This is a genomic window from Rhodopseudomonas palustris (genome assembly GCF_003031265.1).
Lineage (GTDB): Bacteria > Pseudomonadota > Alphaproteobacteria > Rhizobiales > Xanthobacteraceae > Rhodopseudomonas > Rhodopseudomonas palustris_H.
The window spans coordinates 3067580-3093670 of record NZ_CP019966.1 but is presented as its reverse complement, the minus strand read 5'-3'; the positions used below and the strand labels follow the sequence as shown (position 1 = coordinate 3093670).

Here is a 26091-nt window from a genome sequence, read left to right as displayed (position 1 = left end):
TGCAGATTAGCGCCGATCGGTTCGGTTCTCGTTGACGTCAGTGACGCACAGCCCAAACTTGTCGCATCAGCGTTAACGCGGCGGTGACTCAGCCGCCGAAAACGCTTCTGACTGTGGAAAATCGCCGGGTTGCAACTCGATCGGATGGCCGTGCGGGGTGCGATCGGCGGCGCGGTCCCAGGCGTTGCGGTATTGATGCTGGGTCGCGAGGCTGGCGACGCCCTTGGCTGCGACCATCTGTTCCAGCGTCGCGAGCCAATGGCGGTAGTAGGTGTCGCCGCAGTCGGGATCGCCTTCAGCTTGGGCTCGCCGGATCTCGGCCGACAACGCCGCCGCCCATTCAGGCCAGGTGAAGAGGCCGCGGCTGTGCAGCGTCACCGCCATCGCAAAGGCGTGGGCTTCCCAGGGCTCCCGGAACACTGGGCCGTCATCGTCCTGAGGCAGGCCCGGCACGCTGCGCGCCGCGATCGCCGCAGCCTCGGAATGGCCGCTCATCACGCCGGCTCCAGATAAGAATCCCAGGCATCGACCGAGACCCGTGAGGTCGGGTCGGCATCGTCGCCCCACAGTTCGCGTGCTTCGAATGCCACCGTGTACAACCATTGCGGCTGCTCGCCGCCGCCATGCGCGTGGCTGTCGGGAAACACATGCGCGCCGTGTACCAATTCGATCGTGCCGACCCGGCCGCGGACGTAGCGCGGCAGCCGAATATGGGTTCGTGGATGCAGCTCCTTGGCGCGGACCCGATCGCCGACGCCGAACCGGGCAGGGACCGCGGCTTCACGTTCGGTCGGTGCACCGCGCGTCAGCATTGGTGCCACGTCCGCGGCCGAGAGCACCGATACATGCTTTGCCGGATGCAGCGGGCGGCCCGCATCGATTTCATCCGCGGTGACAAGGCCGCGCTCGGCCATCAGCGTTTCGAGGCCTGCGAGCCAGAGCTGATAGTAGCTCTTCGACAGATAATCGATCGGTGCACGGTTCTCGCGGGCGAACCGCGACATGTCGATGTTCCAGCCGCCGGGACGTCCCATCGCCAGCGTCAGCGCGAAGGCACGGCGCTCCCACGCGGCATGAAACAGCGGCTCATCGCTCTCGGGCATCACTGGCCCGAAGCCGTCCATGCCGCCCATGTCGTGTGCGCCGTTCATTCCGTGATCTCCGCGGGTGGGCAAGCAAGGCCGGTGCCGATCATGCTGTCGCGGGTGACGAGGTCGGCGAGCTGATCTTCTTCGAGATCGTCGCTGCCGACCGGACGCATGGGAATGACCAGGTAACGTATTTCCGCAGTGGAATCCCACACCCGGATCGCCGTGTCTTGCGGCAGCGTCACACCGAATTCGGCCAGTACCGCGCGGGGTTCTTTGACCACACGCGAACGATACGGCGCCGATTTGTACCAGACCGGCGGCAGGCCGAGCACCGGCCACGGGTAGCAGGAGCACAGCGTGCACACGACCATGTTGTGGGTGGCCGGCGTGTTCTCGACCGCGACGATGTGTTCGCCCTGGCGGCCGGTGTAGCCGAGCTCGGCAATCGCTGCGGTGGCGTCGTGCAGCAGCCGCTCGCGATACGCCGGGTCGCTCCAGGCCTTGGCGACCACGCGGGCGCCGTTGCGCGGGCCGACCTTGGTCTCGTAGGTTTCGATCAACTCATCGAGTGCCGCGGGATCGACATAGCCCTTTTCGGTGAGGATGGTTTCGAGCGCGCGCACCCGCAGCTCGGTCTCCGACAATTCGGAATGGTCGTGATCGTGGTGATGATGATGCTCATGGTCGGCCATGAAGTTGAGGATAGGCGGAAGTCGCGGAAGCTGTCGAGCCGGCCGTCTGCTAAGGCTGGTTCCATGCTTCCGCTGACCCGCGCCCTGACCGTTTTGCTGCTCGCCGTGATCGGGCTTGCCCTGCTGCTGTCGGGCGAAGCCTGGGCGGCGAACGGCGCCTATGCGGTCGATGCCACCGACATTTCCGAACTCGGTTCGTGCAAGCTGGAAAGCTGGTGGTCGCGAGCCACCAACGCCGACTTTTCGGCAGTGGCGAACCCGTCCTGCGTGGTGGACCTCGGTCGTCCTTTCGAGCTGACGCTGCAGGCGAGCCAGGCGCGCGCCGACGGCGACTGGAGCACGACACTGTCCCCGAAGCTCAAGACCGTCCTGGTGCCGACTGCGGTCGGCCGGTTCGGTCTCGCGATCGAGGCGGGCGGCTCCTACGATGCAGCCAGCCGCAACAACACGGTCGCGTTCGTGACGCTGCCGGCGACCTACCGGCTGTCCGAGACGATGCGGGTCAACCTCAACGCCGGCTGGCTGTGGGATCGGACGATCGACCAGCACTATCTCAGCTACGGCGTCGGCTTCGACTGGAAGTTCACCGACACGCTGCAACTGACGCTGGAGGGGTTCGGCCTCTCCGGCGCTCCCGACGACAGCGCCGGCAAGATTCGGCCCCGCGCGCAGGCGGGCGTGCGCTGGCGGCCCAATGAGATTTTCTCGATGGACCTGATCGTCGGCCACAACATCACCGGGGAAAATGCCCGCTGGATCACGCTCGGCACCACGGTGCGGTTTCCGGAAGCGTTCAAATAGCCGGGCCGCGGCGGGCAGAGACAGCATGGCGCAGATTGCGCTAAGATGCCGGAAAAATCCGAGGAGGTTCCGATGATCACCACCGTCGTGCAGTTTCACATGGCGACGCCGATCAGCCTGGAGGACGCAAAGAAGCGGTTCGAGAGCAGTGCGCCGAAATACCAGAAGCTGCCGGGCCTGATCCGCAAATATTACATTCGCTCCGAGGACGGCGCGACCGCCGGAGGCATCTACCTGTGGGAAAGCCGCGAGGCTGCCGACGCCGTCTATGGCGGCGAATGGCGCGCCCGCGTCGCCGCCTTGTACGGCGCCGAGCCGGTGATGAGCTGGTTCGACAGCCCGGTGATCGTCGACAACGCCGACGGCGGCACCATCACCACCAGCGCGGCGGCCTGATCGCGCTCAGGTCCACATCCGCCGCATCCGCGAATTGATGTCGATACGCGGGCCGCGCTGCGACGCCGCTGCTGCGGCTTCAGGCGTGACGCGCGGCCAGCTGGTGCGTTCGAACAGTGGCAGCAGCCGCTCGGGGATGAACCGGGTGCGTGACGCATAAACGTGGCGATCGCCTTGGGCGTTCTGGCCGTGGGTGAAGAAACGCTGCGGCACCACGAGGTGCAGATCGTCCTTCGCTCGGGTCATCGCCACATAGAGCAGGCGGCGCTCTTCCTCGATCTCGGCCGAGGTGCCGGTGCCGAGGTCGGACGGCATGCAGCCATCGACGACGTTGAGCACGAACACCTGCTTCCATTCTTGGCCCTTGGCGGAATGGATTGTCGACAGGATCAGATAGTCGTCGTCGAGCGTCGGCACGCCGGCCTGATCGGAGGTTGCGTCCGGCGGATCAAGCGTCAGCTCGGTGAGGAAGCGCTCGCGCGACGGATAGCCCGAGGCGATCTGTGCCAGTTGCACCAGATCGGCCCTGCGGGTTTCAGCATCCTCGTGAATGCGATCGAGATGCGGCGCGTACCAGATCAGCGCCCGCTCGATCTCGGCCGGCCAACCCGCATCGCCGCTGCGCAGCTCCTGGACCGCCTCGACAAAGCCGCGCCAGTCGGCGCCGGCGCGCGGCGGCGCGGGCAGGGCGGCCAGCATGCCGAGCGGATCGGCCGCGGCCGTCATTGCATCCAGCGCCTTCTGCGCCGACGCCGGGCCGACGCCCTGCATCAGCAGCATTACCCGGAATCCGGCGACGCGGTCTCGCGGGTTCTGCACGAAGCGCAGCAGCGCCAGCATGTCCTTGACGTGCGCGGCATCGAGAAACTTCAGCCCGCCGAATTTGACGAACGGAATATTGCGCCGGGTCAGCTCGAGCTCCAGCGGAGCGGAATGCGACGAGGTGCGGAACAGCACCGCCTGCTGCTTTAGTGTCGCGCCGCCTTCGCGGGCGTCGAGTACGCGCTCGACGATATAGCGCGCCTGATCGGCCTCGTCGCGAACGCCGACCAGCAGCGGCCGCGAACCTTCGGCCCGATCGGTCCATAGGTTCTTGGTGAAACGCTCGCGCGCCAGATCGATCACGCCATTGGCGGCCGACAGGATCGCCTGGGTCGAGCGATAGTTGCGGTCCAGCGTGACCACGCGAGCGGGCGGATTGAAGGCCTTCGGGAAGTCGAGGATGTTGCGCACCGTGGCGGCGCGGAACGAGTAGATCGCCTGGGCATCGTCGCCGACCACTGTGAGGCCGGCGCCATTTGGTTTGAGTGCCAGCAACACCCGAGCCTGCAGCGCGTTCGTGTCCTGATACTCGTCGACCAGCACGTGATCGAACCGGCCGCCGATCTCTGCGGCGAAGGCCGGCTCCTCCATCACCTGCGCCCAGTACAGCAACAGGTCGTCGTAATCGAGCACGTTGTGGCGCTGTTTGGCTTCGACATAAGCCGCGAACAGTTGCTTCAGCTCGGCGGCCCAGCCGGCGCACCACGGGTAGTTGGCGCCGAGCACGACATCGAGCGGCTGGCCAGCGTTGACGCAGCGCGAGTAGATCGACAGGCACGTCGCCTTGGCCGGAAATCGGCTGTCGGTCTTGGAGAAGCCGAGGTCGTGGCGGACCAGGTTCATCAGGTCGGCCGAGTCTTCGCGGTCGTGGATGGTGAAGCCGGGATCGAGCCCGATCCGATCGGCATAATCGCGCAGCAGCCGGGCGCCGATGCCGTGGAAGGTGCCGGCCCAATGCAGCCCGCCGCTCAACGCCGAGGCGCGGTCGCCGAGCACCTTGCGGGCGATCCGCTCGACCCGGCGGGTCATCTCGGCGGCGGCGCGGCGCGAGAATGTCATCAGCAGGATGCGATACGGGTCGGCGCCGCCGACGACGAGATGCGCAACCCGGTGAGCCAGCGTGTTGGTCTTGCCGCTGCCAGCGCCGGCGATCACCAGAAGTGGCGGGCAGGCAGCTGCCCCCGCGCCGTGCTCGACGGCGCAGCGCTGCTCGGGATTGAGGCCGTCGAGGATCGGAGCGGGCAAGGACACGAATCAGCGCCTGTCGGGTGAAGGATGGACGCTCCCAGATTCCTGCTTTGTTCGCAATCCCGGCATGGCACAGGTGTCACACACCGGTGTCCACGGCGAACTGTGCGGCTCGTAGCAAAAATGTCGCGCTGCCCCGGCTATGCTCCGCCATCCATTAGGCTATCCTCGGTTGTGGCGACCGCGGGCGGCCGCCTTGGCGATGGACACGACGCGCAAGCGTCACTGCAACAGGTGGGGAGAAGTTGATGGCAAGACGATCCATTCTGGTCGGAGCCGCGATCCTGGCGATGACCTCCGGCGCGGCCTCGGCGCTGGAGATCGACACGCTGGCGATCGAGAGCGGCAAGCTGGTGATCACCGGCAAGACCACCAAGGCTGGCCAGGAGGTCGAGGTCGTCGGTACCGGCGACAAGGCCAAGAGCTCGTCGTCGCGTCGTTTCAAATTCTCGCTGTCGGACGTCCCCGAGACCTGCAAGCTCGACTTGAAGTCGGGCACCGAAACCCTGACCGGCCTGCTGGTCGCCAATTGCGGACCGCGCGGTCCGAAGGGCGAAGCGGGCGCCGCCGGCGCTCCAGGTCCGGCAGGCCCCGCTGGTCCTGCAGGCCCGGCGGGTCCCGCCGGTCCGAAGGGGGATGTTGGTCCTGCCGGTCCCGCGGGACCTGCCGGTCCGGCTGGTCCCTCAGGCGCCGTTGGCCCTGCCGGCCCGAAGGGTGAAGCCGGCGAAGCGGCGCCGAAGAACTGACCGAGCTTGCATGCGATCCGGCTGCGCGGCATCGCGCCGCGCGGCCGCACTGTGCGGCAGGCCAGCGTTTGACATCGAGTCCGGCGCGCGCCAGTGTCTCTGCGGGTGGATACGGCCCGCCGCTTGCGCCCCTTCAGGGGTATGGTGAACGTATCAGAGCGACCCGTGCCCCCTTTGCCGAGGCGAACGGAGTCAGTAACGCAAGCATCTGACCTGATCAGTTCGCCCTGCAGAGGGTTCATGATGCGCGATTTCCGCGACGCAAAGGCCATGGCGCAAACACTGCGCGAGGCCATTAAGCCGAAAGCCGAACTCACCCGAAGTGAGAGCCTGGAGCTGATTGCCAAGGTTCTGGGCTGCCAGAACTGGAATGTACTGTCGGCCGCTGTCCAGTCCGCCGGGCAGCCGACGCGAAGTTCTGAGCGCGAGGAAGTTCGGCTCGATGCGGCGATCGTGGATCGCTACGTCGGTTTCTACGAGCTCGCCAATCAGGGCGTGATGACGATCAGCCGAGAGGGCGGACGGCTGGTGTCGCGGCTGACCGGGCAGCCGGACGTGCCGCTGTTCGCCGAGAGCCGCACACAGTTCTTTGCCAAGGTCGTCGACGCGCAGATCAGCTTCGTGACTGACTCGTCAGGCGTGGCACAATCGCTGGTGCTGCATCAGAACGGTCTCGATATCCCGATGCCGCGCATCGACGCCGAAGAGGCTCGGCGGATCGAACAGCAGCTCGCCCAGAAACTGACGAGTAACCGCCCGAGCCCCGGCACGGAAGCTGCGCTGCGCCGACTGATCGACGGGATCTACACCGGTCAGCCCAACTACGACGAGATGACCGAGGCGCTGGCCAGGGCCACCAGACAGCAATTGGCAAAGTTGCACGAGGAGATCGCGGAGGCCGGCGCGGTTCGGACCGTCGAGTTCGTCGGCGTCGGCAATGGCGGCGTTGATGTCTATCTGGTGCAGCACGAGCGGCGGCCGCTGTACTGGCGGATCGGCCTCGATGGCCGCGGCGCCGTTTCGACCGCTTGGGTCGCGCCGGGGCTGTAACGCTCTGAGCGGCAGCACTCCGAAGTGCTCGATAATGGATCTTCCGGAGTCATCGAGGAGGAGGCTCGCCAAAGGCGGGGTTCAGTGCATCGATGACGCTGGCAAGCTGCATCTCGCATTCGCCAGCGGCGATGGTGCGTTTCAGCACGTCGAGCACGATGGCGGCGGCGCGGCGGGCGGCATCGACCAGGCTGAGATTGCGGGCGAGGCCCGCAATCAGAAGGCCGGTGTAGAGATCACCTGTGCCGGCCGCCGCCAGCTCCAGGCGCGGCGACGGCAGTCGGGTGGAGTTCGTGCCTTCGAACACGATGTTCTCGAGCGAGTCGTCAGGCGTATCCACCAGCCTGCAACTGGTCACGACGACACGGGCTTCCCGCCAAACCTGCATTCTGTCGACCGTGACCTTGAGCTCTGACCATGTCGCCAGCGGGTGGCCGGCGATCAATCCGGCCTCGAACTGGTTGGGCGTCAGAAGATCGGCGAGCGGGACGAGCTCGTTGCAGATGCAAGCGGCAACGTCATCGGGCACGAACACCCCGACATGGGAATCTCCCATCACCGGATCACAGATGTAGGTGATGGCGGGATTGAGTTGTCGGGCGCGTTTGACGAAGGCCGCCACCACCTCGCCGTTGGCGCGCGAGCCGAGGTAGCCGGACACGATGTAGCGGCTGGTTTCGATCAGCCCGCGTTCTTCGATCCCGCGCAGCAGTTCGCCGACCAGCTCGGCGTCCAACACCCGGCCGCGCGTGCTTCCGAGGCCCGGATGATTGGAGAGCAACGTCGTCGGCACCGCCGCCACGTTCAGCCCGTGCGCCTGCATCGGCAGCACGGCGGCGCTGTTGCCGACGTGGCCGTGTGCCACCTGGCTCTGGATCGAGATGATGGACGTCGTCATCGGCGTCGTTCCGTGGTTCATTTTGCAGCCGCCTCGGTGGCGGAGCGATCGGCTGTCGCGCGATAAGGCATGCGGCCGTTGAGCACAACATAGGCGAGTCCGCCGATCAGCAGGCCCCAGAATGCGCCGCCGATGCCGAGCAGCTTGATGTTCGCGGCCGAGGCCAGGAACGTGATCAATGCCGCCTCGCGCGAGGTCGGGTCTGCCATCGCCCCGGCAAGGCTGCCGCCGATGGTGCCGAGCAGGGCCAGACCGGCGAGGGTGGTGATGAAGGTGGCAGGAAACGCCATGAACACTGCAGCGAGAGTGACGCCGAACACGCCGACCAGCACATAGAAACAGCCTGCCGCGATGCCGGCAATCCATCTCTTGGTCGGGTCTTCGTGGGCCTCCCGGCCGGTGGCGATCGCAGCCGTGATCGCCGCGATGTTGAAGGCGTGCGAACCGAACGGCGCCATGATGAGCGAGCCGAGACCGGTGACTGTGACGATCGGATTGGCGCTGGTCTTGAACCCGTCGTTCCGCAGCACCAGCATCCCCGGCATGTATTGACCGGTGAGCGTGATTAGGAACAGCGGCAACGCGACCGACAGCAGCGCATTCAGCGAAAACTCCGGCATGCTGAACACCGGGGCCGCGAAGACGAGTTTGAGGCCGGACAGATCGACGCGACCTTGCGTCAGCAGGAACGTGAGGCCGAGCAGCAGAATGCCGACCACGGCGTAGCGCGCGGAGAAGCGCTTGAATGCAACGTAAGCGGCAATCAGCAAGCCGACCAGCCACGGATCGACGCTGGCGCCGCCGAAGGCTCCGATCCCGAACTGCAGCAGAATGCCGGCGAGCAGGCCCGATGCGATCCCGGGCGGAATCAGACGGATCACCTTTTCGAAATAGCCGGACAGGCCGAGTAGGACGAACGCCGCCGCCGAGATCATGTAGGCGCCGATCGCCTCCGCATAGGGCGTCGTCGCCAGCGCGGTCACCAGAAATGCCGCCGCCGGCGTCGACCACGCCGTGATGATTGGCTCACGATAGTGCAGGCTCAGCAACAGCCCGGTCAGTCCGACGCCAATCGAAATCGACCAGACCCAGGATGCCGTCAGCTCGGGACTGAGGCCCGCGATCTTGGCAGCCTGAAACACTAGGATGAACGTGCCGCCGTAGTTGACGATCACCGAGATCAGGCCGGCGATAACCGGGTGGGTGAGGTCGCCGAGGCGGATCGGAGAAGGAGTGGGGCGGGACGGCATGCGGTCGACAATCCTCTGCTGGAAGCGAGGCGAGCTCAATGGATTGACATCTAGCCATCAGGTGGCCTGATGTGCCCGGCCATTCTCCGCCACAAGGGCAGACCAATTGTTCAAGCACTCCCAACTCGAATCCGTCAAAGCGTGGGTCGCCCATCCGGCTCATGCGGCGATGCCGCTGCACGCGCGGGTGCAGCGTGCCATCCGCCAGCTGATCGTCGATGGTGCGCTGGGCGCAGGCAAGCCGCTGCCGGCGTCGCGCGCCCTTGCGCAATCGCTCGGAGTGTCGCGCGATACGATCGAAGTCGCCTATGGCCAGCTTCACGCCGAGGGCTTCATCGAGCGCCGCGTGGGCAGCGGCAGCTTCGTCGCGGAGATGACGGAGTTCACGCCGGGCCGCCGTCTGGCGCAGCGGGACGCTCTGCTGGGCAACCGGGCGCCGAAGCTCAGCAAGCGCGGAGCCGCGATGTTCGGCAGCGGCGGCATTCGCGAGCAGCTGTTGCCGCGGCCGTTCGTCCATGGCGTGCCGGAAACGCGGACGTTTCCACTTCAGCTCTGGGAGCGGCTGGAGCGCCAGGTCCGCAAGGAGATGGGTCCACACACTCTGCTTCACTGCGATCCGCAGGGCAGCGAGCCACTGCGCCGCGCCATCGCCGACTACGTCAACCTCGAACGCGGGGCCCGCGCCTCGGCGGATCGCGTCCTGGTGCTCACCAGTTCGCAGCAGGCGCTGTCGCTGTGCGCGAATATGCTGCTCGATCCCGGCGACCGGATCTTCATCGAAGATCCGGCCTATTACGGCGCGCGCAAAGCATTCGATGCCGCAGGCGTGGAGTGCGTTCCGATTCCGGTCGACCGTCAGGGTCTCAGCGTCGACCAGATCACGGCCCAGCCGCGCCGGGCCAAGGCGGTGTTCCTGACGCCGTCCCACCAGTTTCCGACCGGTGCGACATTGGCGCTGGACCGCCGCCTCGCACTGATCGAATGGGCGGCCCGGCACCAGGCGTGGATCATCGAAGACGACTACGACAGCGAATTCCATTACGCCGGCAAGCCGACGGCGTGCGTGCAAGGTCTCGATCCGCACGACCGGACGATTTACATCGGCACCTTCACCAAATCGCTGTTTCCTGGTTTGCGGATCGGATACGTCGTGTTGCCGCCGCAACTCGTCAAGCCGATGACGGTTGCGCGCACGCTGCTGGATGGTCACAGCGCCTCGATGGCGCAGCTGACGCTGGCCCGGTTCATGGAGGGCGGCCATTTCGGCGCGCATGTCCGCACGATGCGCGGTGTCTATGCGACGCGCCTGGACGTCCTCGTCCGCCTCGTCCGCAAACATCTGTCCGGCTTTGTCGAGCCGCGCGTTCCGGTCGGCGGCCTGCAACTCCCCTGTGTGCTGACGTGTGACTTGCCGGAGCGAACTGCGGTCGAAGCCGCACACCGCGTCGGGATCGAAGTGCTCGGGCTGTCGGGGCTGCACCATGCCCGCGACGGCGAAGCCGGCTTCCTGATGGGCTTTGCTGCGTACACGCCGCTCGAAATCGAAGGCGCCGTGAAGAAGCTCGCCAAAGCGCTTCGGGCGGCGATCAAACCCTAACCACGGCGCGTTGCTCTGCCCGGAATTGGCCGGCTGTCGCAACCAGAAATGGCCGGGAGAACCAGACCGCGCTCGTGCTAAATACTGATCACCGGTTGTAACCGCGGACCCACATTGGAAGACTGCCGGCCAGCCTCATTGATCGGAGGCGGATGGATACGATGCCTACCAACCTCGAGATTTCCCCAGACGATATCGCACGCTTCGGCGCGGATCCCGCCGCTGTCTTTGCGGCCAATCTGATGCTGGTCCGCGAGCGTATCGCGGCCGCTTGCGATCGCTGCGGGCGCAGCCCTGCGGATGTTCGTCTTTTGCCCGTCACCAAGACGGTGCCGGCGAATGTGCTTCGCCTGGCCTATGCGGCAGGCATCTCCGAGTTTGGTGAAAACAAGCTGCAGGAGGCCCGTGACAAGCGCGCTATGCTTGCGGATCTGCCGATCCGCTGGTCGATCATTGGCCACCTCCAGACTAACAAGGTGAAGTATCTCGTCCGGTTCGCGTCGGAATTCCACGCGCTCGACAGTCTGCGGCTTGCCGACGAGCTCAATCGTCGCCTGGATGCGGAGGGGCGGGATCTCGACGTGTTCGTGCAGGTGAACACCTCCGGCGAGGCAAGCAAATACGGCCTTGCACCCGGTGATCTCGTCCCGTTTGTCGAGCGTCTGTCCGACTATCCGCGCCTCAAGCCACGCGGCCTGATGACGCTCGCGGTCTTCAGCACCGACACCGAACGTGTTCGCGGCTGCTTCCGGCTGCTGCGCGATCTGCGGGATCGCATGGTGAAGATCCATCCCGACCTGACGCAACTGTCGATGGGGATGTCCGGCGATTTCGAAGTTGCGATCGAGGAGGGCGCGACCGTGGTGCGGGTCGGACAGGCGATCTTTGGCGCACGGTCGACCACCGACAGGTTGTATTGGCCGCAGGCAAGCTTCGATCGGTAGGTCGGCAGACCGAACCTCAGCGCGGCTCTTCTTTGCGCGGCTTGCGCTTGGCGCGTTGCCGGACGTCGTCGATGCGTCCTTCGGCGGTGTCGCGGAACAGGGCGGCGCGGACCAGCAGCATCAGCGTCACCGGCGTGGTGATGGTGACGAAGCCCAGGATCAGCACCTCGTGCAGCAGCGGCCGCATCTGCAGCAGCGAAAAGCAGAGCATCGACGCGGCGACGATGAAGGCGGTGCCGAGTGTGGTCCCCAGCGTCGGCGCATGGGCGCGCTGGTAGAAGCCGCGCAGCCGCAGCAGTCCGATCGATCCGATCAGCGTGATGCCGGCGCCGAACAGCAGCAGCAGCGCTACGATCCAAGCCGCCCAAGCTGGAAGATCCGCCGCGTGGGTCATTCGATCACCTCGCCGCGCATCAGGAATTTCGACAGGGCCACGGTGCCGACGAAGCCGAGCAGGGCGATGATCAGCGCCGCTTCGAAATACACGTCGGTGCCGGTGCGGATGCCGACGGTCAGCATCAGCAGCATGGCGTTGACGTACAGTGTGTCCAGCCCAAGCACGCGGTCCTGCGCGCGGGGTCCAACCAGCATCCGATAGGCAGCGCAGGCCATGGCGAGGGCGAGCATCACCTGCGCAATCACGACCGACCAGGTCAGCACCAGACTGCTCATTCGAAGATCTCCAACAGCAGACGCTCGTAGCGTCCCTTGATGCGTTCGACCCACTCGCTCTCGTCGACCAGATCGAGCACGTGAAGCTGCAGCACGCCGGTCTCCCGGGTGAAGTTCACCCACAGCGTGCCGGGCGTCGAGGTGATGATGCAGGCCAGCACCGCGAGCCCCTGACGGCTGCGCAGATCGAGCGGAATATCGACGAAGCCGGAGGTGATGTTGTCGCGCTGGCCGCCGAGGATGATGCTGGCGACCGCGATATTGGACCGCACCACGTCGATCAGGACCAAACCGGTCAGCCGGATGATCGCGCCTGGATTGCGGACACGATCGGAGTCCGATTGCAGCAGGCTGAGTAGCCAGCCGCCGATCAACGCGAACAGGCTGCCGAGCAGGATCGGTCCGAGCGCGATGCTCTGGCTCAGCCACAGCCACATCGCCAGCATGCACAGCGAAATCAGCGGGAAGGGCAGCACCCTGTTCATGAGCCGCCTCCGGTCTTCACCCGCGTCGCAACCGGCGCCAGCACGCTGTCGGTATAGGCGGCCGGCGCATGGAGCGAATTGGCCGCGCCCTGCATGTAGGTCATCGCCGCCTGCGGCTGCACGGTCATCGCCGCACAGCCGAGGAGCAGGAGTGCGATCGGGACGATCTCCGCAAGCCGCACCCGCGGATCGGCCCGCTCGCTGGGCGTCCACAGCGTGCGGATGCCGGCGCGGGTCATCGCGATCAGCATGGTGAGACCGGACGCCATCAGCAGAGCCAGCAGCGTCCAGTGCAGCGGCGAGATGCTGCTGCCGGTGTCTTCGCCGAGCAGTGCTGTCAGCATCGCGAATTTGGCGATGAAGCCGGACACCGGCGGCAGGCCGGCGATTACCGCGGCGCAACCCACAAAGCACCAGCCGAGGATCGCCATCGAGGCGGGGATCACCATCCCGACTTCCTCGGCGTCCGGATCGTCAGGCATGTCCTCGCCGTAGGCTTCGCGCGTCACCGCCAGCATGTCGGCACCTGGATCGCGGCCGCGTTCCAAAAGCTCGATCAGCATGAAGAACGCGGCGATCGCGAGTGTCGAACTCACCAGATAGAACAGCGCCGAGGCTGTGACCGCAGGCTTGCCGGATGCGGCCGCGACCGCCAGCACGGTGCCGGACGACACCAGCACCGCGTAGCCGGCGAGCCGCGAGATTTCCTGCGATGCCAGCGCGCCGATCAACCCGAACAGAATGGTGGCGATGCCGGCGGCGATCAGCCACTCGCTGCCGAACAGCGCCGAAGCGCCACTGCCGGCGCCGAAGAACAGCAGCGACAGCCGCAGCAGGATGTAGATCCCGACCTTGCTCATGATCGCGAAGATCGCCGCGACCGGGGCCGCTGCGGCCGCATAGGTGGTCGGCAGCCAGAAGCACAGCGGCCACATCCCCGCCTTGACCATGAAGGCGACGCCGAGCACGGCAGCGCCGGCTTCGAGCAGCGCCCGGTCCTGCGCCGGCACCTCGGTAATCCGGATCGCCAGATCGGCCATGTTGAGCGTGCCGGTGACGGCGTAGATCAGGCTGACACCGATCAGGAACAGCACAGAAGCCGTCAGATTGATGGCGATGTATTGCAGCCCGGCCCGCACCCGCGCCTGCCCCGAGCCGTGCAGGACCAGGCCGTAGGACGCGGCCAGCAGCAGCTCGAAGAACACGAACAGGTTGAACAGATCGCCGGTCAGAAAGGCGCCGTTCAGCCCCATCAGCAGGAACTGCATCAGCGAATGGAAATGTGCGCCGACCCGGTGCCACCGCGCCGTCGCGAAGATCGTCGACGCGAAGGCGAGCAGGCTGGTGAGCGCCAGCATCAGCGCCGACAGCCGGTCCGCTACCAGCACGATCGCGAACGGCGCCGGCCAATCTCCGAGCCGGTACACCGCGATCGGCGCCGCGCCGGTCGCGGTCGGAAGATCCGCGGCGCGCATCAAGAGCAGCGCGATGATGCCCATGATCGCGATCGAGGCGAGATTGGCGAACGCCTTGATCTGCTGATAGCGCTCGTCGATCAGCAGCATCGCCGCGCCGACGAACAGCGGCAGCAGGATCGGCAGGATGATCAGATGGTCGGTCCAGCTTGTCATTCGTGGTCCCGGCCGTCGACGTGGTCATTTCCGGTCAGGCCGCGCGACGCCAGCAGCACCACCAGGAATAGCGCCGTGGTGGCGAAGCTGATGACGATGGCGGTGAGCACCAGCGCCTGCGGCAGCGGATCGGCGAACGCTTGAGGATCGACGATCTGTCCCTTCTCCAGCACGGCGGCGGCGCCGACCTTGAGGCGTCCCATGCTGAAGATGAACAGGTTCACCGCGTAGGACAGCAGCGCCAAGCCGATGATCACCTGGAAGGTGCGCGGTCGCAGCAGCAGCCAGACCCCGCAGCCGGTCAGCACGGCGATGGCCAATGAGACGATCAGTTCCATCGGCTGGCCTCGGGCGTTGCGGCGCGGCCGCCGGAGGGGCGGCGATGGCCGCGGATCGATTGGTGGGCCAAGGCCAGCAGCATCAGCGCGGTCGCGCCGACCACCAGCGAGAATACCCCGAGGTCGAACAGTGCCGCGCTGGCGAGCGGCACCTTGCCGATCAAGGGGATCTCAGCATAGGCGAAGGCCGAGGTGAGGAACGGGCGGGCCAGCGGTAGCGCCGCGGCGCCGGTGAACAGCGCCAGCAATAGCCCGATGGCGATCCAACGCAGCGGATGGATGCGGAGCCGCGCTTCAATCCAGCGGGCACCGCCCGCCATGTATTGCAGGATCAGAGCGGCCGCCATCGCGATGCCGGCGACGAAGCCGCCGCCGGGCTGATCATGACCGCGCAGCAGCAGATACATCGCCGCGATGAAGATGAACGGAAACAACAGCTGCATGATCATCGCCGGCACTGCGAGATAATCGGCGATGGTGTCGCCCTTGCGGCGATCGGCATCGGCGTCGTCGTGTTCGTCCTGCAGCCGTTGCTGCTCGGGGATGTCGATGCTGTCGGCGGCGGGGCGGAAGCGGCGGAGCAGGGCGAACACCGTCAGCGCCACCACTGCCAGCACGGTGATCTCGCCGAGCGTATCGAAGCCGCGGAAGTCGACCAGGATGACGTTCACGACGTTGGTGCCGCCGCCGTCCGCGTAGGCATGGCGCATGAAGAACTGGGCGATGCTATCCGGCGCGGCGCGGGTCATCACCGCATAGGCCAGCAGCGCGACGCCGATGCCGGCGGCCGCTGCGATCGCGAGGTCGCGGATCCGCTGCACACGCTTGAGCACGCTGCGGTTGGCGGTGATCTCGCCGGTCTCGAGCTGCTTCGGCAGCCAGCGTAGCCCGAGCAGCAACAGCACTGTGGTGACGATCTCGACGCCGATCTGGGTCAGCGCCAGGTCCGGTGCAGAGAACCACACGAAGGTGAGGCAGGTGGTCAGCCCCGATCCTCCGATCAGGATCAGTGCCGCCAGCCGGTGGAATTTGGCCACGGCGGTGCCGCCGAGCGCGCAGGCGATGCCGACCGCCCACACCACGGCGAGCGCCGGATCGATATCGTTGAACGCGACCGGCGCGAGGCTGAGACCGCGCATCAGCACTGGAACTGCGGCTGCAATCAACGCGACGCAAACCAGCAAAAGCAATTGCGGCTGCAGCCGGCGGGTGCCGAACACGCGCTCGATCGCGCGGGCCCAGCGCCACGACACCGTCACAAGCACCAGGTCGAACACCCGCTGGGTCTTGAAGCGGCCGGCGAACAGCGAACTCGTCAGCCCCTGCTGCAAGGGCTCGCGCAGCATCACGTACAACAGAACGCCGCCGATCAGCGCGATCACGCTCATCAGCAGCGGCCAGTTGAAGCCGTGCCAGACCGCGAGGCTGTAATACGGCGTCGCCGCGCCGAGCACCGCATGCACCGCGAGCTGCAGGAACGGCCCGATCGTCAGCGACGGCACGATACCGACCACCAGACAGGTCAGCACCAGCAGTTCGACCGGAAACCGCATCCAGCGCGGCGGCTCGTGCGGCGTGCGGGGCAGGTCGACCGGCGGCGGGCCGAAGAACACTTCGCGGATGAAGCGCAGCGAATACGCCACCGTGAACATGCTGGCGAGAGTGACGATATAGGGCAGGGCGTCGTCGAGCAGCGAGCCGTCGTGGGTTTCGATCGTCTCGGCGAAGAACATTTCCTTGGACAGGAAGCCATTCAAAAGTGGCACGCCGGCCATCGCCGAGGCGGCGACGATCGCCAGTGCGCCGGTCTTCGGCATGAATTTCCAGAGACCGCTGAGCCGGCGCAGATCGCGTGTGCCGGTCTCGTGGTCGATGATGCCGGCCGCCATGAACAGCGACGCCTTGAAGGTCGCGTGGTTGAACACGTGGAAGATCGCGGCCACCAGCGCCAGCGGGCGGTCGAGGCCGATCAGCAGCGTGATCAGGCCGAGATGGCTGATGGTCGAGTAGGCGAGCAAGCCCTTCAGGTCGCGCTGGAACACTGCGAGGTAGGCGCCGACGATGAAGGTGGCGAGGCCGGTGGTGCCGACGATCCACAGCCATTCATTGGTGCCGCCGAGCACCGGCCACAGCCGCACCAGCAGGAACACGCCGGCCTTCACCATGGTGGCGGAGTGTAGATAGGCGGAGACCGGCGTCGGCGCCGTCATCGCCCGCGGCAGCCAGAAGTGGAACGGAAACTGTGCGCTCTTGGTCAGCGCGCCGAGCAGGATCAGGATCAGCGTCGGCACGTACAGCGCGTGGGCGCGGACCTCGGTGCCGGCTGCCAGGACGGCGTCGAGGTCGTAGCTGCCGACGATATGGCCGAGCACCACGACGCCGGCGAACAGGCACAGCCCGCCGGTGCCGGTGATGGTCAGCGCGACGCGGGCGCCTTCACGCGCCGCGGCGTTGTGGTGCCAGTAGCCGATCAGCAGAAACGAGAACAGGCTGGTGAGCTCCCAGAAGAACACCAGCTGGATCAGATTGCCGGACAGCACGATGCCGAGCATCGCGCCCATGAAGCCCTGCAGGAACGAGAAGAACCGCGGCACCGGGTCGGACGGCGACATGTAGTAGCGCGCGTACAGCACGACGAGGGCACCGATCGCTGTGATCAGGCACGCGAACGCCCAGGCGAAGCCGTCCAGCCGCAGCGTGAAGTTCAGGCCGAACTGCGGCAGCCAGTCGAGCTGATAGCGGATCGGCGCAGCATCGGCACCGGGATACAGCGGCACCAGCAGGAACAGACAGCCAAGCGCGACGGCCGCCGCGAGCCAAGCCTCGGCATTACGCGCGTTGGCAGGCAGCAGCGCCGCAAGCAGGCTGCCGGCGAACGGGAGAAGGATCACCGCGAGAAGAAAGACGTTCTGCGGCATTCCTCGGTCCTTCCAATCCTGTTCGTCGCTCCGCAGCCCTTTCGGCAACGTTCTTGGTCACGATTCATTTTATGGGGTTCGAAGGCGCCCGGAGCAAGACCAATGAGCCAGATTGGCTGGCCGCGATAACCATTCAGGCCCGCCGCCGGCGGTCCGAAACGTCGCACCAAGCCTGCGTGGACTGATACCGCGGTGCGCCCGTCCTGACAGGGCCCGTGCTCGGGAGGCTTCGTAGTTTGGTGACTGCGCGGACATTCGTTGGTCCGACGTCGGTGCGACGTTTTACCCCACGTTTCGCCGGTCCGACGGCAGGCTCGCTGCTGTCGGCGCAAAGACGTCCGCAGGCGATCACTGCACAGTGAGACCGCACCGCGAGTCGGTGTGGATTGTCGGCAGCGGCGAGGGCGCCGCAGTCGATGAATGAGTGAATGAAGGAGCTTCTCGAGTGGACATTCCGCGGATCTTTACCGTCAGCGAAAGCGCGCATCGCATCCACAATCCGTTCACGGCGGAGAAGTTCGCGGCGCTCGGCGCTTCGCTGCGGATGGAGCCGGGGACCCGCGTGCTCGACCTCGGCAGCGGGTCGGGCGAGATGTTGTGCACCTGGGCCCGCGATCACGGGATCAGCGGCACCGGGATCGACATGAGTCCGTTGTTCACCGCGCAAGCGCAGCTCCGCGCCCGCGAACTCGGCGTCGCCGATCGGGTTACGTTCGTTCATGGCGATGCCGCCGGCTATGTCGCGGATGCGAAAGTCGGCGTGGCGGCCTGTGTCGGCGCCACCTGGGTCGGCGGAGGCGTCGGGGGCACGATCGAGCTGCTCGCGAAGAGCCTACAGGACGGCGGCCTCATCCTGATCGGCGAGCCCTACTGGCTGCGATTGCCGCCGACCGAGGAGGTCGCCCAGGGTTGCCGTGCCCAGGCGAGCTCGGACTTCCTGCTGCTTCCGGATCTGATCGCGTCGTTCGACGCGCTGAATTACGACGTCGTCGAAATGATGCTGGCCAGTCAGGACAGCTGGGACCGGTACGAGGCCGCCAAGTGGCTCACCATGCGGCGATGGCTCGATGCCAATCCCGACGACGAGTTCGCGCCTGAAGTCCGTGCCGAGCTGACCACGTCGCCGGAACGCTACACGCGGTACGGCCGCGACTACCTCGGCTGGGGCGTGTTTGCGCTGATGGCTCGGTGAGCCAGCCTCGATCGGCTTCCAGCCCAAAGCGGTTGCACTGCCGTGAGCCAAGCCCGGGGAAATCCGGCGAGGGGCCTCCAAGCGGTCCGCGCGTCTGGGCTACCGGCCGCCGATCGAAGGAGCAGCTTCCGTCGTCGCTCTCGAGTCCGGCATGGACCTGATGGCTGGGCTTCCGCCGCTGGCCGGGCGGTCGTTCGCGACAGCCAGATCCAGCCGGCGACGCCGCATGGCGCAGGTTCGGACGTCGAGACTGGTGGAGCTTGAAGGCGCGATTTGATCGGGCAGCAGCAACACATTGCAGCGTCCGGCTGGTCGTATTCCCCAATCCGTAATTCGCATAAGGTATATTATGGAATATATCGATACGTGAGATTTGCCAGATGCTTGTCTGGCATACACAAAGTTCTGCGTGCGCAACGCTTCATGGCTCTGGGTTTCCGTTTAGTCGACGCCTCGAAGCCGCGAGCATCTAGACCTTGGTCTCCGAATGATCGCTGCAGCATCGACGCCGCGGCCAAGTTACAGCGCGCGGTCATGCGCTCGGCTCGGTCACGGCGCGGCCTTCCGGCAGGCTCAGCCGTGCCTCTGGACGCCTGCGCGACCGTCGCCCCAAGCCGTCCGCCGGTCGTGCATCGCTCGGACCTGGGGCGTCCGCAGGCTCCGGTGCCGATCGGTCCGTCTCGTCCCAGCGCGCCATGGCGTCCGGCCACAACCTGGTCCGGTCGATGGCCCGGCCATCCACCGGCGGCTCAAAATCGCTTGACCGGACCAGCCGAAATGATGACCAAGGGCGCGTCGACATTTCGGGTGCGTTCTCACAAAAAGACCACGCGGGCAGGAGGAAGCGAGATGAGTTTTTCACGCAGGAGCTTGTTGAAGGCGTCGGCGGCGGCAGCCGCGATCGGTGGCATCGGTGCGCCTTGGGTGGCACGGGCCGCTGAGGCCGAATTCAAGTACAAATACGCCAACAACCTGCCCGACACCCATCCGCTCAATGTTCGCGCCCGCGAGATGTCGGCAGCGATCAAGGCCGAGACCGACGGCAAGGTCCAGATCGACGTTTTCCCGAACAACCAGCTCGGCTCCGACACCGACATGCTGAGCCAGATTCGCGCCGGCGGCGTCGAGTTCTTCACGCTGTCAGGCCTGATCCTGTCGACCCTGGTGCCGGCGGCATCGATCAACGGCATCGGCTTCGCATTCCCGGACTATGAGACGGTCTGGAAGGCCATGGATGGCGAGCTCGGCGGCTACGTCCGCGGCGAAATCCAGAAGGCCGGCCTGATGGTGATGGACAAGATCTGGGACAACGGCTTCCGCCAGACCACGTCCTCGACCAAGCCGATCAACGGCCCGGACGACTTCAAGGGCTTCAAGATCCGCGTGCCGGTGTCGCCGCTGTGGACCTCGATGTTCAAGGCGTTCGATGCAGCCCCCGCCTCGATCAATTTCAGCGAAGTCTATTCGGCGCTGCAGACCAAGGTGGTCGAAGGCCAGGAAAACCCGCTGGCGCTGATCTCGACCGCCAAGCTGTACGAAGTGCAGAAGTACTGCTCGCTGACCAACCACATGTGGGACGGCTTCTGGTTCCTGGCCAACCGTCGCGCTTGGGAGAAGCTGCCGCCGGACGTGCGCACGATCGTCGCCAAGCACATCAATGCCGCCGCGGTGAAGGAGCGCGAAGACACCGCCAAGCTCAACGCCACGGTCAAGGAAGAGCTGACGGCCAAGGGCCTGCTGTTCAATCAGCCGCCGGTGATGCCGTTCCGCGACAAGCTGCGCAGCGCCGGCTTCTACGCCGAGTGGAAAGGCAAATACGGCGATCAGGCGTGGTCGCTGCTCGAGAAGTCCGTCGGCAAGCTGGCGTAACGGCTGGCCGATATGGCGAGCGCCGACGCTTCCCAGCTCACCGCCGGTGAACGGCTCCACGCGCCGCAGCGTAAGACGCTGATCGGCGCGCTGGAGGCTGGGCTCGGCCTGATGGTCGAGATTCCGGCGGCGATCCTGGTCGTCGTCGAGGTCGTCGTGCTGTTTGCCGGCGTGGTATCTCGCTACGTCTTCCACAGTCCGCTGATCTGGTCCGACGAACTGGCGTCGATCCTGTTTCTGTGGCTGGCGATGTTCGGCGCGGCGGTCGCATTCCGTCGCGGCGAACACATGCGGATGACAGCGATGGTGGCGGGGGCCTCCCCGCGCCTGCGCGCCTGGCTCGATCTGGTCGGCATCTGCGCGGCACTGGCGTTCCTGCTGCTGATCGCCGCGCCGGCCTACGAATACGCCTACGAAGAGAGCTACATCACCACGCCGGCGCTGTCGCTTGCCAACAGCTGGCGCGCCGCGGCGCTGCCGGTCGGCATCGCGCTGATGGCGCTGTTCGCAGCTCTCCGGCTGATCCGGTTCGGCGATCTCAAGCTGGTGTTCGGCGCTGCGCTGACCGTCGCGCTGCTGATCGGCGCGTTCTGGCTGGCGCAGCCGCTGTTCAAGCCGCTCGGCAACCTCAATCTGGTGATCTTCTTCGTCGGCGTGGTGGCCACTTGCGTGTTCGCCGGCGTGCCGATCGCGTTCGGTTTCGGCTTGGCGATCTACGGCTACCTGGCGCTGACCACCACGACACCGCTGCTGATCCTGGTCGGCCGGATGGACGAGGGCATGAGCCACCTCATCCTGCTGTCGGTGCCGCTGTTCGTCTTCCTTGGTCTGCTGATCGAGATGACCGGGATGGCGCGGGCGATGGTGGCGTTTCTCGCCAGCCTGCTCGGCCATGTCCGCGGCGGCCTGCATTACGTGCTGGTCGGTGCGATGTATCTGGTCTCCGGCATCTCCGGCTCCAAGGCCGCCGACATGGCGGCGGTGGCGCCGGTGCTGTTTCCCGAGATGAAGGAGCGCGGCGCCAAGCCGGGCGATCTGGTCGCCCTGCTCTCCGCCACCGGCGCCCAGACTGAAACCATTCCGCCGAGCCTGGTGCTGATCACCATCGGCTCGGTCACCGGCGTGTCGATCTCGGCACTGTTCACCGGCGGCCTGTTACCCGGCGTGGTGCTGGCGATCATGCTGTGCGGCCTGGTGTGGTGGCGCTATCGCGGCGAAGACCTTAGCCACGTCAAACGCGCGCGCGGCAGCGAGATCGGCAAGGCCTTCATCGTCGCCCTACCCGCGCTGGCGCTGCCGTTCGTGATCCGCGCCGCCGTGGTCGAAGGCGTCGCCACCGCCACCGAAGTCTCGACCATCGGCATCGTCTATGCCGTGGTGGTCGGCATCCTGGTGTACCGCAAGTTCGATTGGCGCCGGCTGCGGCCGATGCTGGTCGAGACCGCGGCGCTGTCGGGGGCCATTCTGCTGATCATCGGCACCGCCACCGGCATGGCCTGGGGCCTGACGCAGTCCGGCTTCTCGCGGGCGCTGGCGGCGGCGATGACCGGCCTGCCCGGTGGCTCCGCCACGTTCCTGGCAGTGTCGATCGTTGCCTTCGTGATCCTCGGCAGCGTGCTGGAAGGCATCCCGGCGATCGTGCTGTTCGGGCCGCTGCTGTTTCCGATCGCCCGCGCCGTCGGTATCCACGAGGTGCACTACGCCATGGTGGTGATCCTGGCGATGGGCATCGGATTGTTCGCGCCACCGTTCGGCGTCGGCTATTATGCGGCCTGCGCGATCGGCCGCGTCGATCCCGCCGAAGGCATGCGCCCGATCTGGGGATATATGCTGGCGCTGCTGATCGGCTTGATCGTGGTCGCGGCGATCCCGTGGATCTCGATTGGATTCTTGTAGAGGCGCTGCGGGGAGAACGCAGCGGCGCCGTCGTGAAGTGAGAGGCAGGTCGTCATGAGCACCCCGCAAGGTCATTACAGCATCGGTCTGGACAAGACCCCGGCCAACTTCGTGCCGCTGTCACCGCTGAGCTTCCTGGAGCGCACCGCCAACGTTTATCCGGAGCTGACCTCCGTGGTGTACGAAGGCCGGCACTACACCTGGAAAGAAACCCGCGCGCGCTGCCGCCGCTTCGCCTCCTGGCTGACCCGTAGCGGCATCGGCCGCGGCGACACCGTGGCGGTGATGCTGCCCAACGTGCCGGCGATGGTCGAAGTTCACTTCGCGGTCCCGATGGCTGGCGCGGTGCTGAACGCGCTGAACATCCGGCTCGATGCCGCGGCGATCGCATTCCAGCTCGATCACGGCGGCGCCAAGATCATCCTGGTCGATCCGGAGTTTTCGGGCGTCGTCGCCGAAGCGCTGAAGCTGATGACCAAGCCGAAGCCGCTGGTGATCGACGTCGACGACAAGATGTTTCCCGGCAGCCACCGGATCGGCGAGCTCGAATACGAATATGCGGTCGCGTCCGGCGATCCGACCTTCGCCGGCCATCGCCCCGAGGACGAGTGGGACGCGATCTCGCTCGGCTACACCTCCGGCACCACCGGCAATCCGAAGGGCGTGGTGACGCATCATCGCGGCGCGTATCTCAACGCGGTCAGCAACATCCTCGCCGGCAATCTCGGCCAGCATCCGGTGTATCTGTGGACGCTGCCGATGTTCCACTGCAACGGCTGGTGCTTCCCGTGGACGATCGCGGCCGCGGCCGGCATCAACGTCTGCCTGCGCAAGGTCGATCCGGCCAAGATCTTCGAGCTGATCCCGAAGCACGGCGTCACCCACATGTGCGGCGCGCCGATCGTCTATAACGCGCTGATCAATGCACCGGAGGCGCCGAAGGGCGCTGCGACGAAGCCCGTCGTCGGCCTGATCGCCGGCGCGGCGCCGCCGATGGCGGTGCTGGCCGGCGCCGAGACCATCGGCATCAAGCTGACCCATGTGTACGGCCTCACCGAAGTGTACGGCCCGGCGTCGGTCTGCGCCGAGCAGCCCGGTTGGGACGATCTGCCGGTCGCCGAGCGCGCCAAGCTTAAGCGCCGCCAGGGCGTGCCCTACCCGATGCAGGAAGCCGTCACCGTGCTCGATCCGGAGACGATGCAGGAGGTGCCGCGCGACGGCGAGACCATCGGCGAGGTGATGTTCCGCGGCAACATCGTGATGAAGGGCTATCTGAAGAACGAAAAGGCCACCAAAGAAGCGCTCGCCGGCGGCTGGTTTCACACCGGCGACCTCGGCGTGCTCGACGCCGACGGCTACGTCATCATCAAGGATCGCTCCAAGGACATCATCATCTCGGGCGGCGAGAACGTGTCATCGGTCGAGGTTGAAGACGTGCTGTACAAGCACCCGGCGATCCTGTTCGCCGCCGTGGTCGCCAAGCCCGACCCGAAATGGGGCGAAGTCCCCTGCGCCTTCGTCGAGCTGAAAGACGGCGCCACCGCCACTGAAGCCGAGATCATCGCCTATTGCCGCGAACACCTCCCCGGCTTCAAGACCCCGAAGAGCATCGTGTTCTCGTCGATCCCGAAAACCTCGACCGGCAAGATCCAAAAATTCATGCTGCGCGATCAGGTGAAATCGGCGAAGGCGATTTTGGAGTAATACTTCCCATCATTCCGGGCGCGAGCCGCACCGCCCGGGATACCTCGCGTTTGTCATTCCGGGGCGCTCGCAAAGCGAGCGAACCCGGAATCCATACGCCGCAGCAGTGCGATTACGTCGGGCGCTCGTCGATCTACCTTACCAAGTAACTAACCGCAGGGGTTATGGATTCCGGGTTCGCGCTTCGCGCGCCCCGGAATGACAAAAGAAGGCCGGACGCGTGGCGGCCTCAGCCCGCGATCTCCAGCCGCATCCCATCGAACCCCGGCACTACGCCCTCCGGTAGTTCCTTGCGCAGCGTCTCGTAATCGATGTCGGCACTCATGTTGGTGATCACCGCGCGCCTCGGCTTGAACTGCTCGATCCATTTCAGCGCGGTTTCGATGTTGAAGTGGCTGGCGTGGTGCTTGTAGCGCAGGCCGTCGATGATCCACAGGTCGAGGCCTTCAAGGGCGCCGAAGCTCGCTTCCGGAATATCATGGACGTCGGGCGTATAGGCCGCCCCGGCGATCCGATAGCCGAGCGCGGGGATATCGCCATGCTTCAGCAGAAACGCGGTCAGCGTCAGGTCGCTGCCGGCGCCTGCGATCGTCTTGCTGTCGCCGGCCTCGATCTCGCGCGATTTCAGGATCGCTGGATATGAGCTGCCCGGCGCCTGCTTGAAGCAGTAGGCGAAACGGCACAGTACGTGCTCGCCGGTCGATTGGTTGAGATACACCGGGATGCGCCGCTTCATCGCCATCACCACGGAGCGCAGATCGTCGATGCCGTGGGTCTGGTCGGCGTGCTCGTGGGTGAGGAACACCGCGTCGAGATGATCGACGTCGGCGCTGATCAGTTGCTCGCGCAGGTCAGGCGAAGTGTCGATCAGCACGCGGGTGATGCCGCCGTCCGGCGTGATGCGCTCGGCCAGCAGCGAGCAGCGCAGCCGCCGGTTCTTCGGGTTGGACGGGTCCGCGGCGCCCCAGCCGAGCGCCGGGCGCGGCACGCCGGCGGAGGAGCCCGAACCGAGGATGGTGAGCGTCAGCGTCATGCGGCGACCCCGATTGTCAAAGGCGTCATGCGGCGGCGGGCGCCGGCACCTTGCCGAACAGGCGGAAGAAGTTCTCGGTCGTCTGGCGGGCGATCTCGTCGAGCGACACGCCGCGGACCTCGGCCAGCACCTTGGCGGTCTCGACCACATAGGCAGGCTCGTTGCGCTTGCCGCGATATTTGCCCGGCGCCAGATACGGCGAGTCGGTCTCGACCATGACACGGTCGGCCGGCAGTTCGGCGGCGAGATCCCGCAGCGTCTGCGACTTCTTGAAGGTGAGAATGCCGGTGAAGGAAATCATCAGTCCGAGGTCGATGGCCTTCATCGCGAGATCGCGACCGCCGGTGTAGCAATGCAGCACCGCGCGAAAAGCTCCCTTCCCCATTTCGTCTTCGAGGATCTTGCCGCAGTCATCGTCCGCCTCGCGGGTGTGGATCACCAGTGGCAGCCCGGTCTCGCGCGCCGCCGCGATGTGGGCGCGGAAGCCGCGCTCCTGCGCAGGCCGCGAGCCCATTTCGTAGAAGTAATCGAGCCCGGCCTCGCCGAACGCCACCACCTTGGGATGCTGCGCCAGCTTCACCAGCTCATCGGTGGTGATGCCGTCTTCCTCGTCGGCATGATGCGGATGGGTGCCGACCGAGCAGTACACGTTGGGAAACCGCTCCGCGATAGCTACCAGGTCCGGCAGCTTCTTGACCCGTGTCGAGATCGTCACCATCCGCCCCACCCCGCTCACCTCGGCGCGGGCGACGATGCCGGCGAGATCGTCGGCAAAGTCGGGGAAGTCGAGATGGCAGTGGCTGTCGACCAGCATGGCG

The 26091-nt window shown here is 65.9% G+C and carries 24 protein-coding genes; 10 read left to right on the top strand and 14 right to left on the bottom strand.

The window, feature by feature from the left end:
* Positions 1-72: 72 nt before the first annotated feature.
* Genes RPPS3_RS14445 through nthA form a run of 3 tightly spaced genes read right to left on the bottom strand, consistent with a single transcriptional unit; the run spans position 73 to position 1783 of the window.
* A complete protein-coding gene (locus tag RPPS3_RS14445) occupies positions 73-495 on the bottom strand; it encodes a nitrile hydratase accessory protein (protein WP_107344722.1) in 423 nt (140 codons plus the stop codon).
* The gene (gene nthB / locus RPPS3_RS14440; protein ID WP_107344721.1) at positions 495-1151 is read right to left on the bottom strand and encodes a nitrile hydratase subunit beta; all 657 of its coding nucleotides are present in this window, start codon (positions 1149-1151) and stop codon (positions 495-497) included. Before nthB ends, RPPS3_RS14445 begins: the two co-directional genes overlap by 1 nt.
* On the bottom strand, positions 1148-1783 hold the full coding sequence (nthA, locus tag RPPS3_RS14435; RefSeq protein WP_107344720.1) for a nitrile hydratase subunit alpha: 636 nt from the start codon (positions 1781-1783) through the stop codon (positions 1148-1150). The genes nthB and nthA overlap by 4 nt, the downstream gene beginning before the upstream one ends.
* Positions 1784-1846: 63 nt before the next feature.
* Between nthA and RPPS3_RS14430 the strand changes: the two genes are divergently transcribed.
* Both RPPS3_RS14430 and RPPS3_RS14425 read left to right on the top strand, forming a co-directional pair.
* Positions 1847-2584 (top strand): hypothetical protein, encoded by a 738-nt coding sequence (locus tag RPPS3_RS14430; protein WP_107344719.1) that lies wholly within the window; start codon positions 1847-1849, stop codon positions 2582-2584.
* 72 nt (positions 2585-2656) lie between these two features.
* Positions 2657-2980: a YdhR family protein gene (locus tag RPPS3_RS14425; RefSeq protein ID WP_107346604.1), complete on the top strand. Its 324-nt coding sequence runs from the start codon at positions 2657-2659 to the stop codon at positions 2978-2980.
* Positions 2981-2986: 6 nt separating this feature from the next.
* Here the strand turns inward: RPPS3_RS14425 and RPPS3_RS14420 are convergent, their stop codons facing one another.
* Positions 2987-5053, bottom strand: coding sequence for an ATP-dependent helicase (locus tag RPPS3_RS14420; RefSeq protein ID WP_107344718.1), 2067 nt, complete (start codon positions 5051-5053; stop codon positions 2987-2989).
* 245 nt (positions 5054-5298) lie between these two features.
* On the opposite strand from RPPS3_RS14420, the gene RPPS3_RS14415 reads away from it, so the two are divergent.
* Positions 5299-5796 (top strand): hypothetical protein, encoded by a 498-nt coding sequence (locus RPPS3_RS14415; RefSeq protein WP_107344717.1) that lies wholly within the window; start codon positions 5299-5301, stop codon positions 5794-5796.
* Between the two features lie 165 nt (positions 5797-5961).
* Positions 5962-6846 carry a DUF3471 domain-containing protein gene (locus tag RPPS3_RS14410; protein WP_237674168.1) on the top strand — a complete coding sequence of 295 codons (885 nt, stop codon included), beginning with the start codon at positions 5962-5964 and terminating at the stop codon, positions 6844-6846.
* 49 nt (positions 6847-6895) lie between these two features.
* Here the strand turns inward: RPPS3_RS14410 and pdxY are convergent, their stop codons facing one another.
* On the bottom strand, positions 6896-7765 hold the full coding sequence (gene pdxY, locus RPPS3_RS14405) for a pyridoxal kinase (RefSeq protein WP_107344715.1): 870 nt from the start codon (positions 7763-7765) through the stop codon (positions 6896-6898).
* The gene (locus RPPS3_RS14400) at positions 7762-8994 is read right to left on the bottom strand and encodes a benzoate/H(+) symporter BenE family transporter (protein ID WP_107344714.1); all 1233 of its coding nucleotides are present in this window, start codon (positions 8992-8994) and stop codon (positions 7762-7764) included. Before RPPS3_RS14400 ends, pdxY begins: the two co-directional genes overlap by 4 nt.
* Positions 8995-9100: 106 nt before the next feature.
* On the opposite strand from RPPS3_RS14400, the gene RPPS3_RS14395 reads away from it, so the two are divergent.
* Together RPPS3_RS14395 and RPPS3_RS14390 are read left to right on the top strand one after the other, a co-directional pair.
* On the top strand, positions 9101-10591 hold the full coding sequence (locus RPPS3_RS14395; RefSeq protein WP_107344713.1) for a PLP-dependent aminotransferase family protein: 1491 nt from the start codon (positions 9101-9103) through the stop codon (positions 10589-10591).
* A gap of 161 nt (positions 10592-10752) precedes the next feature.
* Entirely contained in the window at positions 10753-11535 is a 783-nt protein-coding gene (locus RPPS3_RS14390) for a YggS family pyridoxal phosphate-dependent enzyme (RefSeq protein WP_107346603.1), read from the top strand.
* 16 nt (positions 11536-11551) lie between these two features.
* On the opposite strand, the gene mnhG is transcribed toward RPPS3_RS14390, so the two are convergent.
* Genes mnhG through RPPS3_RS14360 form a run of 6 tightly spaced genes read right to left on the bottom strand, consistent with a single transcriptional unit; the run spans position 11552 to position 17579 of the window.
* A complete protein-coding gene (mnhG, locus tag RPPS3_RS14385; protein ID WP_107344712.1) occupies positions 11552-11929 on the bottom strand; it encodes a monovalent cation/H(+) antiporter subunit G in 378 nt (125 codons plus the stop codon).
* Entirely contained in the window at positions 11926-12207 is a 282-nt protein-coding gene (locus tag RPPS3_RS14380; RefSeq protein WP_107344711.1) for a K+/H+ antiporter subunit F, read from the bottom strand. The genes mnhG and RPPS3_RS14380 overlap by 4 nt, the downstream gene beginning before the upstream one ends.
* Entirely contained in the window at positions 12204-12692 is a 489-nt protein-coding gene (locus tag RPPS3_RS14375; RefSeq protein WP_107344710.1) for a Na+/H+ antiporter subunit E, read from the bottom strand. The genes RPPS3_RS14380 and RPPS3_RS14375 overlap by 4 nt, the downstream gene beginning before the upstream one ends.
* Positions 12689-14323 (bottom strand): monovalent cation/H+ antiporter subunit D, encoded by a 1635-nt coding sequence (locus RPPS3_RS14370; RefSeq protein ID WP_107344709.1) that lies wholly within the window; start codon positions 14321-14323, stop codon positions 12689-12691. Before RPPS3_RS14370 ends, RPPS3_RS14375 begins: the two co-directional genes overlap by 4 nt.
* Positions 14320-14661 carry a Na+/H+ antiporter subunit C gene (locus tag RPPS3_RS14365; protein ID WP_107344708.1) on the bottom strand — a complete coding sequence of 114 codons (342 nt, stop codon included), beginning with the start codon at positions 14659-14661 and terminating at the stop codon, positions 14320-14322. Before RPPS3_RS14365 ends, RPPS3_RS14370 begins: the two co-directional genes overlap by 4 nt.
* The gene (locus RPPS3_RS14360; protein ID WP_107344707.1) at positions 14652-17579 is read right to left on the bottom strand and encodes a monovalent cation/H+ antiporter subunit A; all 2928 of its coding nucleotides are present in this window, start codon (positions 17577-17579) and stop codon (positions 14652-14654) included. The genes RPPS3_RS14365 and RPPS3_RS14360 overlap by 10 nt, the downstream gene beginning before the upstream one ends.
* 445 nt (positions 17580-18024) lie before the next feature.
* Here RPPS3_RS14360 and RPPS3_RS14355 point away from each other — a divergent pair, with 445 nt between their 5' ends.
* From RPPS3_RS14355 to RPPS3_RS14340, 4 genes are all read left to right on the top strand, one after another.
* On the top strand, positions 18025-18771 hold the full coding sequence (locus tag RPPS3_RS14355; protein ID WP_107344706.1) for an SAM-dependent methyltransferase: 747 nt from the start codon (positions 18025-18027) through the stop codon (positions 18769-18771).
* A gap of 849 nt (positions 18772-19620) precedes the next feature.
* Complete coding sequence (locus RPPS3_RS14350; protein WP_107344705.1) at positions 19621-20640, top strand: TRAP transporter substrate-binding protein; 1020 nt, start codon at positions 19621-19623, stop codon at positions 20638-20640.
* A 12-nt stretch (positions 20641-20652) separates the two neighbouring features.
* Positions 20653-22536: a TRAP transporter large permease gene (locus RPPS3_RS14345; protein ID WP_107344704.1), complete on the top strand. Its 1884-nt coding sequence runs from the start codon at positions 20653-20655 to the stop codon at positions 22534-22536.
* A 54-nt stretch (positions 22537-22590) separates the two neighbouring features.
* On the top strand, positions 22591-24240 hold the full coding sequence (locus RPPS3_RS14340) for an acyl-CoA synthetase (RefSeq protein ID WP_107344703.1): 1650 nt from the start codon (positions 22591-22593) through the stop codon (positions 24238-24240).
* A gap of 229 nt (positions 24241-24469) precedes the next feature.
* Here RPPS3_RS14340 and RPPS3_RS14335 read toward each other — a convergent pair whose 3' ends face one another.
* A complete protein-coding gene (locus RPPS3_RS14335; RefSeq protein WP_107344702.1) occupies positions 24470-25273 on the bottom strand; it encodes an MBL fold metallo-hydrolase in 804 nt (267 codons plus the stop codon).
* Between the two features lie 25 nt (positions 25274-25298).
* A complete protein-coding gene (locus RPPS3_RS14330) occupies positions 25299-26087 on the bottom strand; it encodes a TatD family hydrolase (protein ID WP_107344701.1) in 789 nt (262 codons plus the stop codon).
* Positions 26088-26091: the final 4 nt, after the last annotated feature.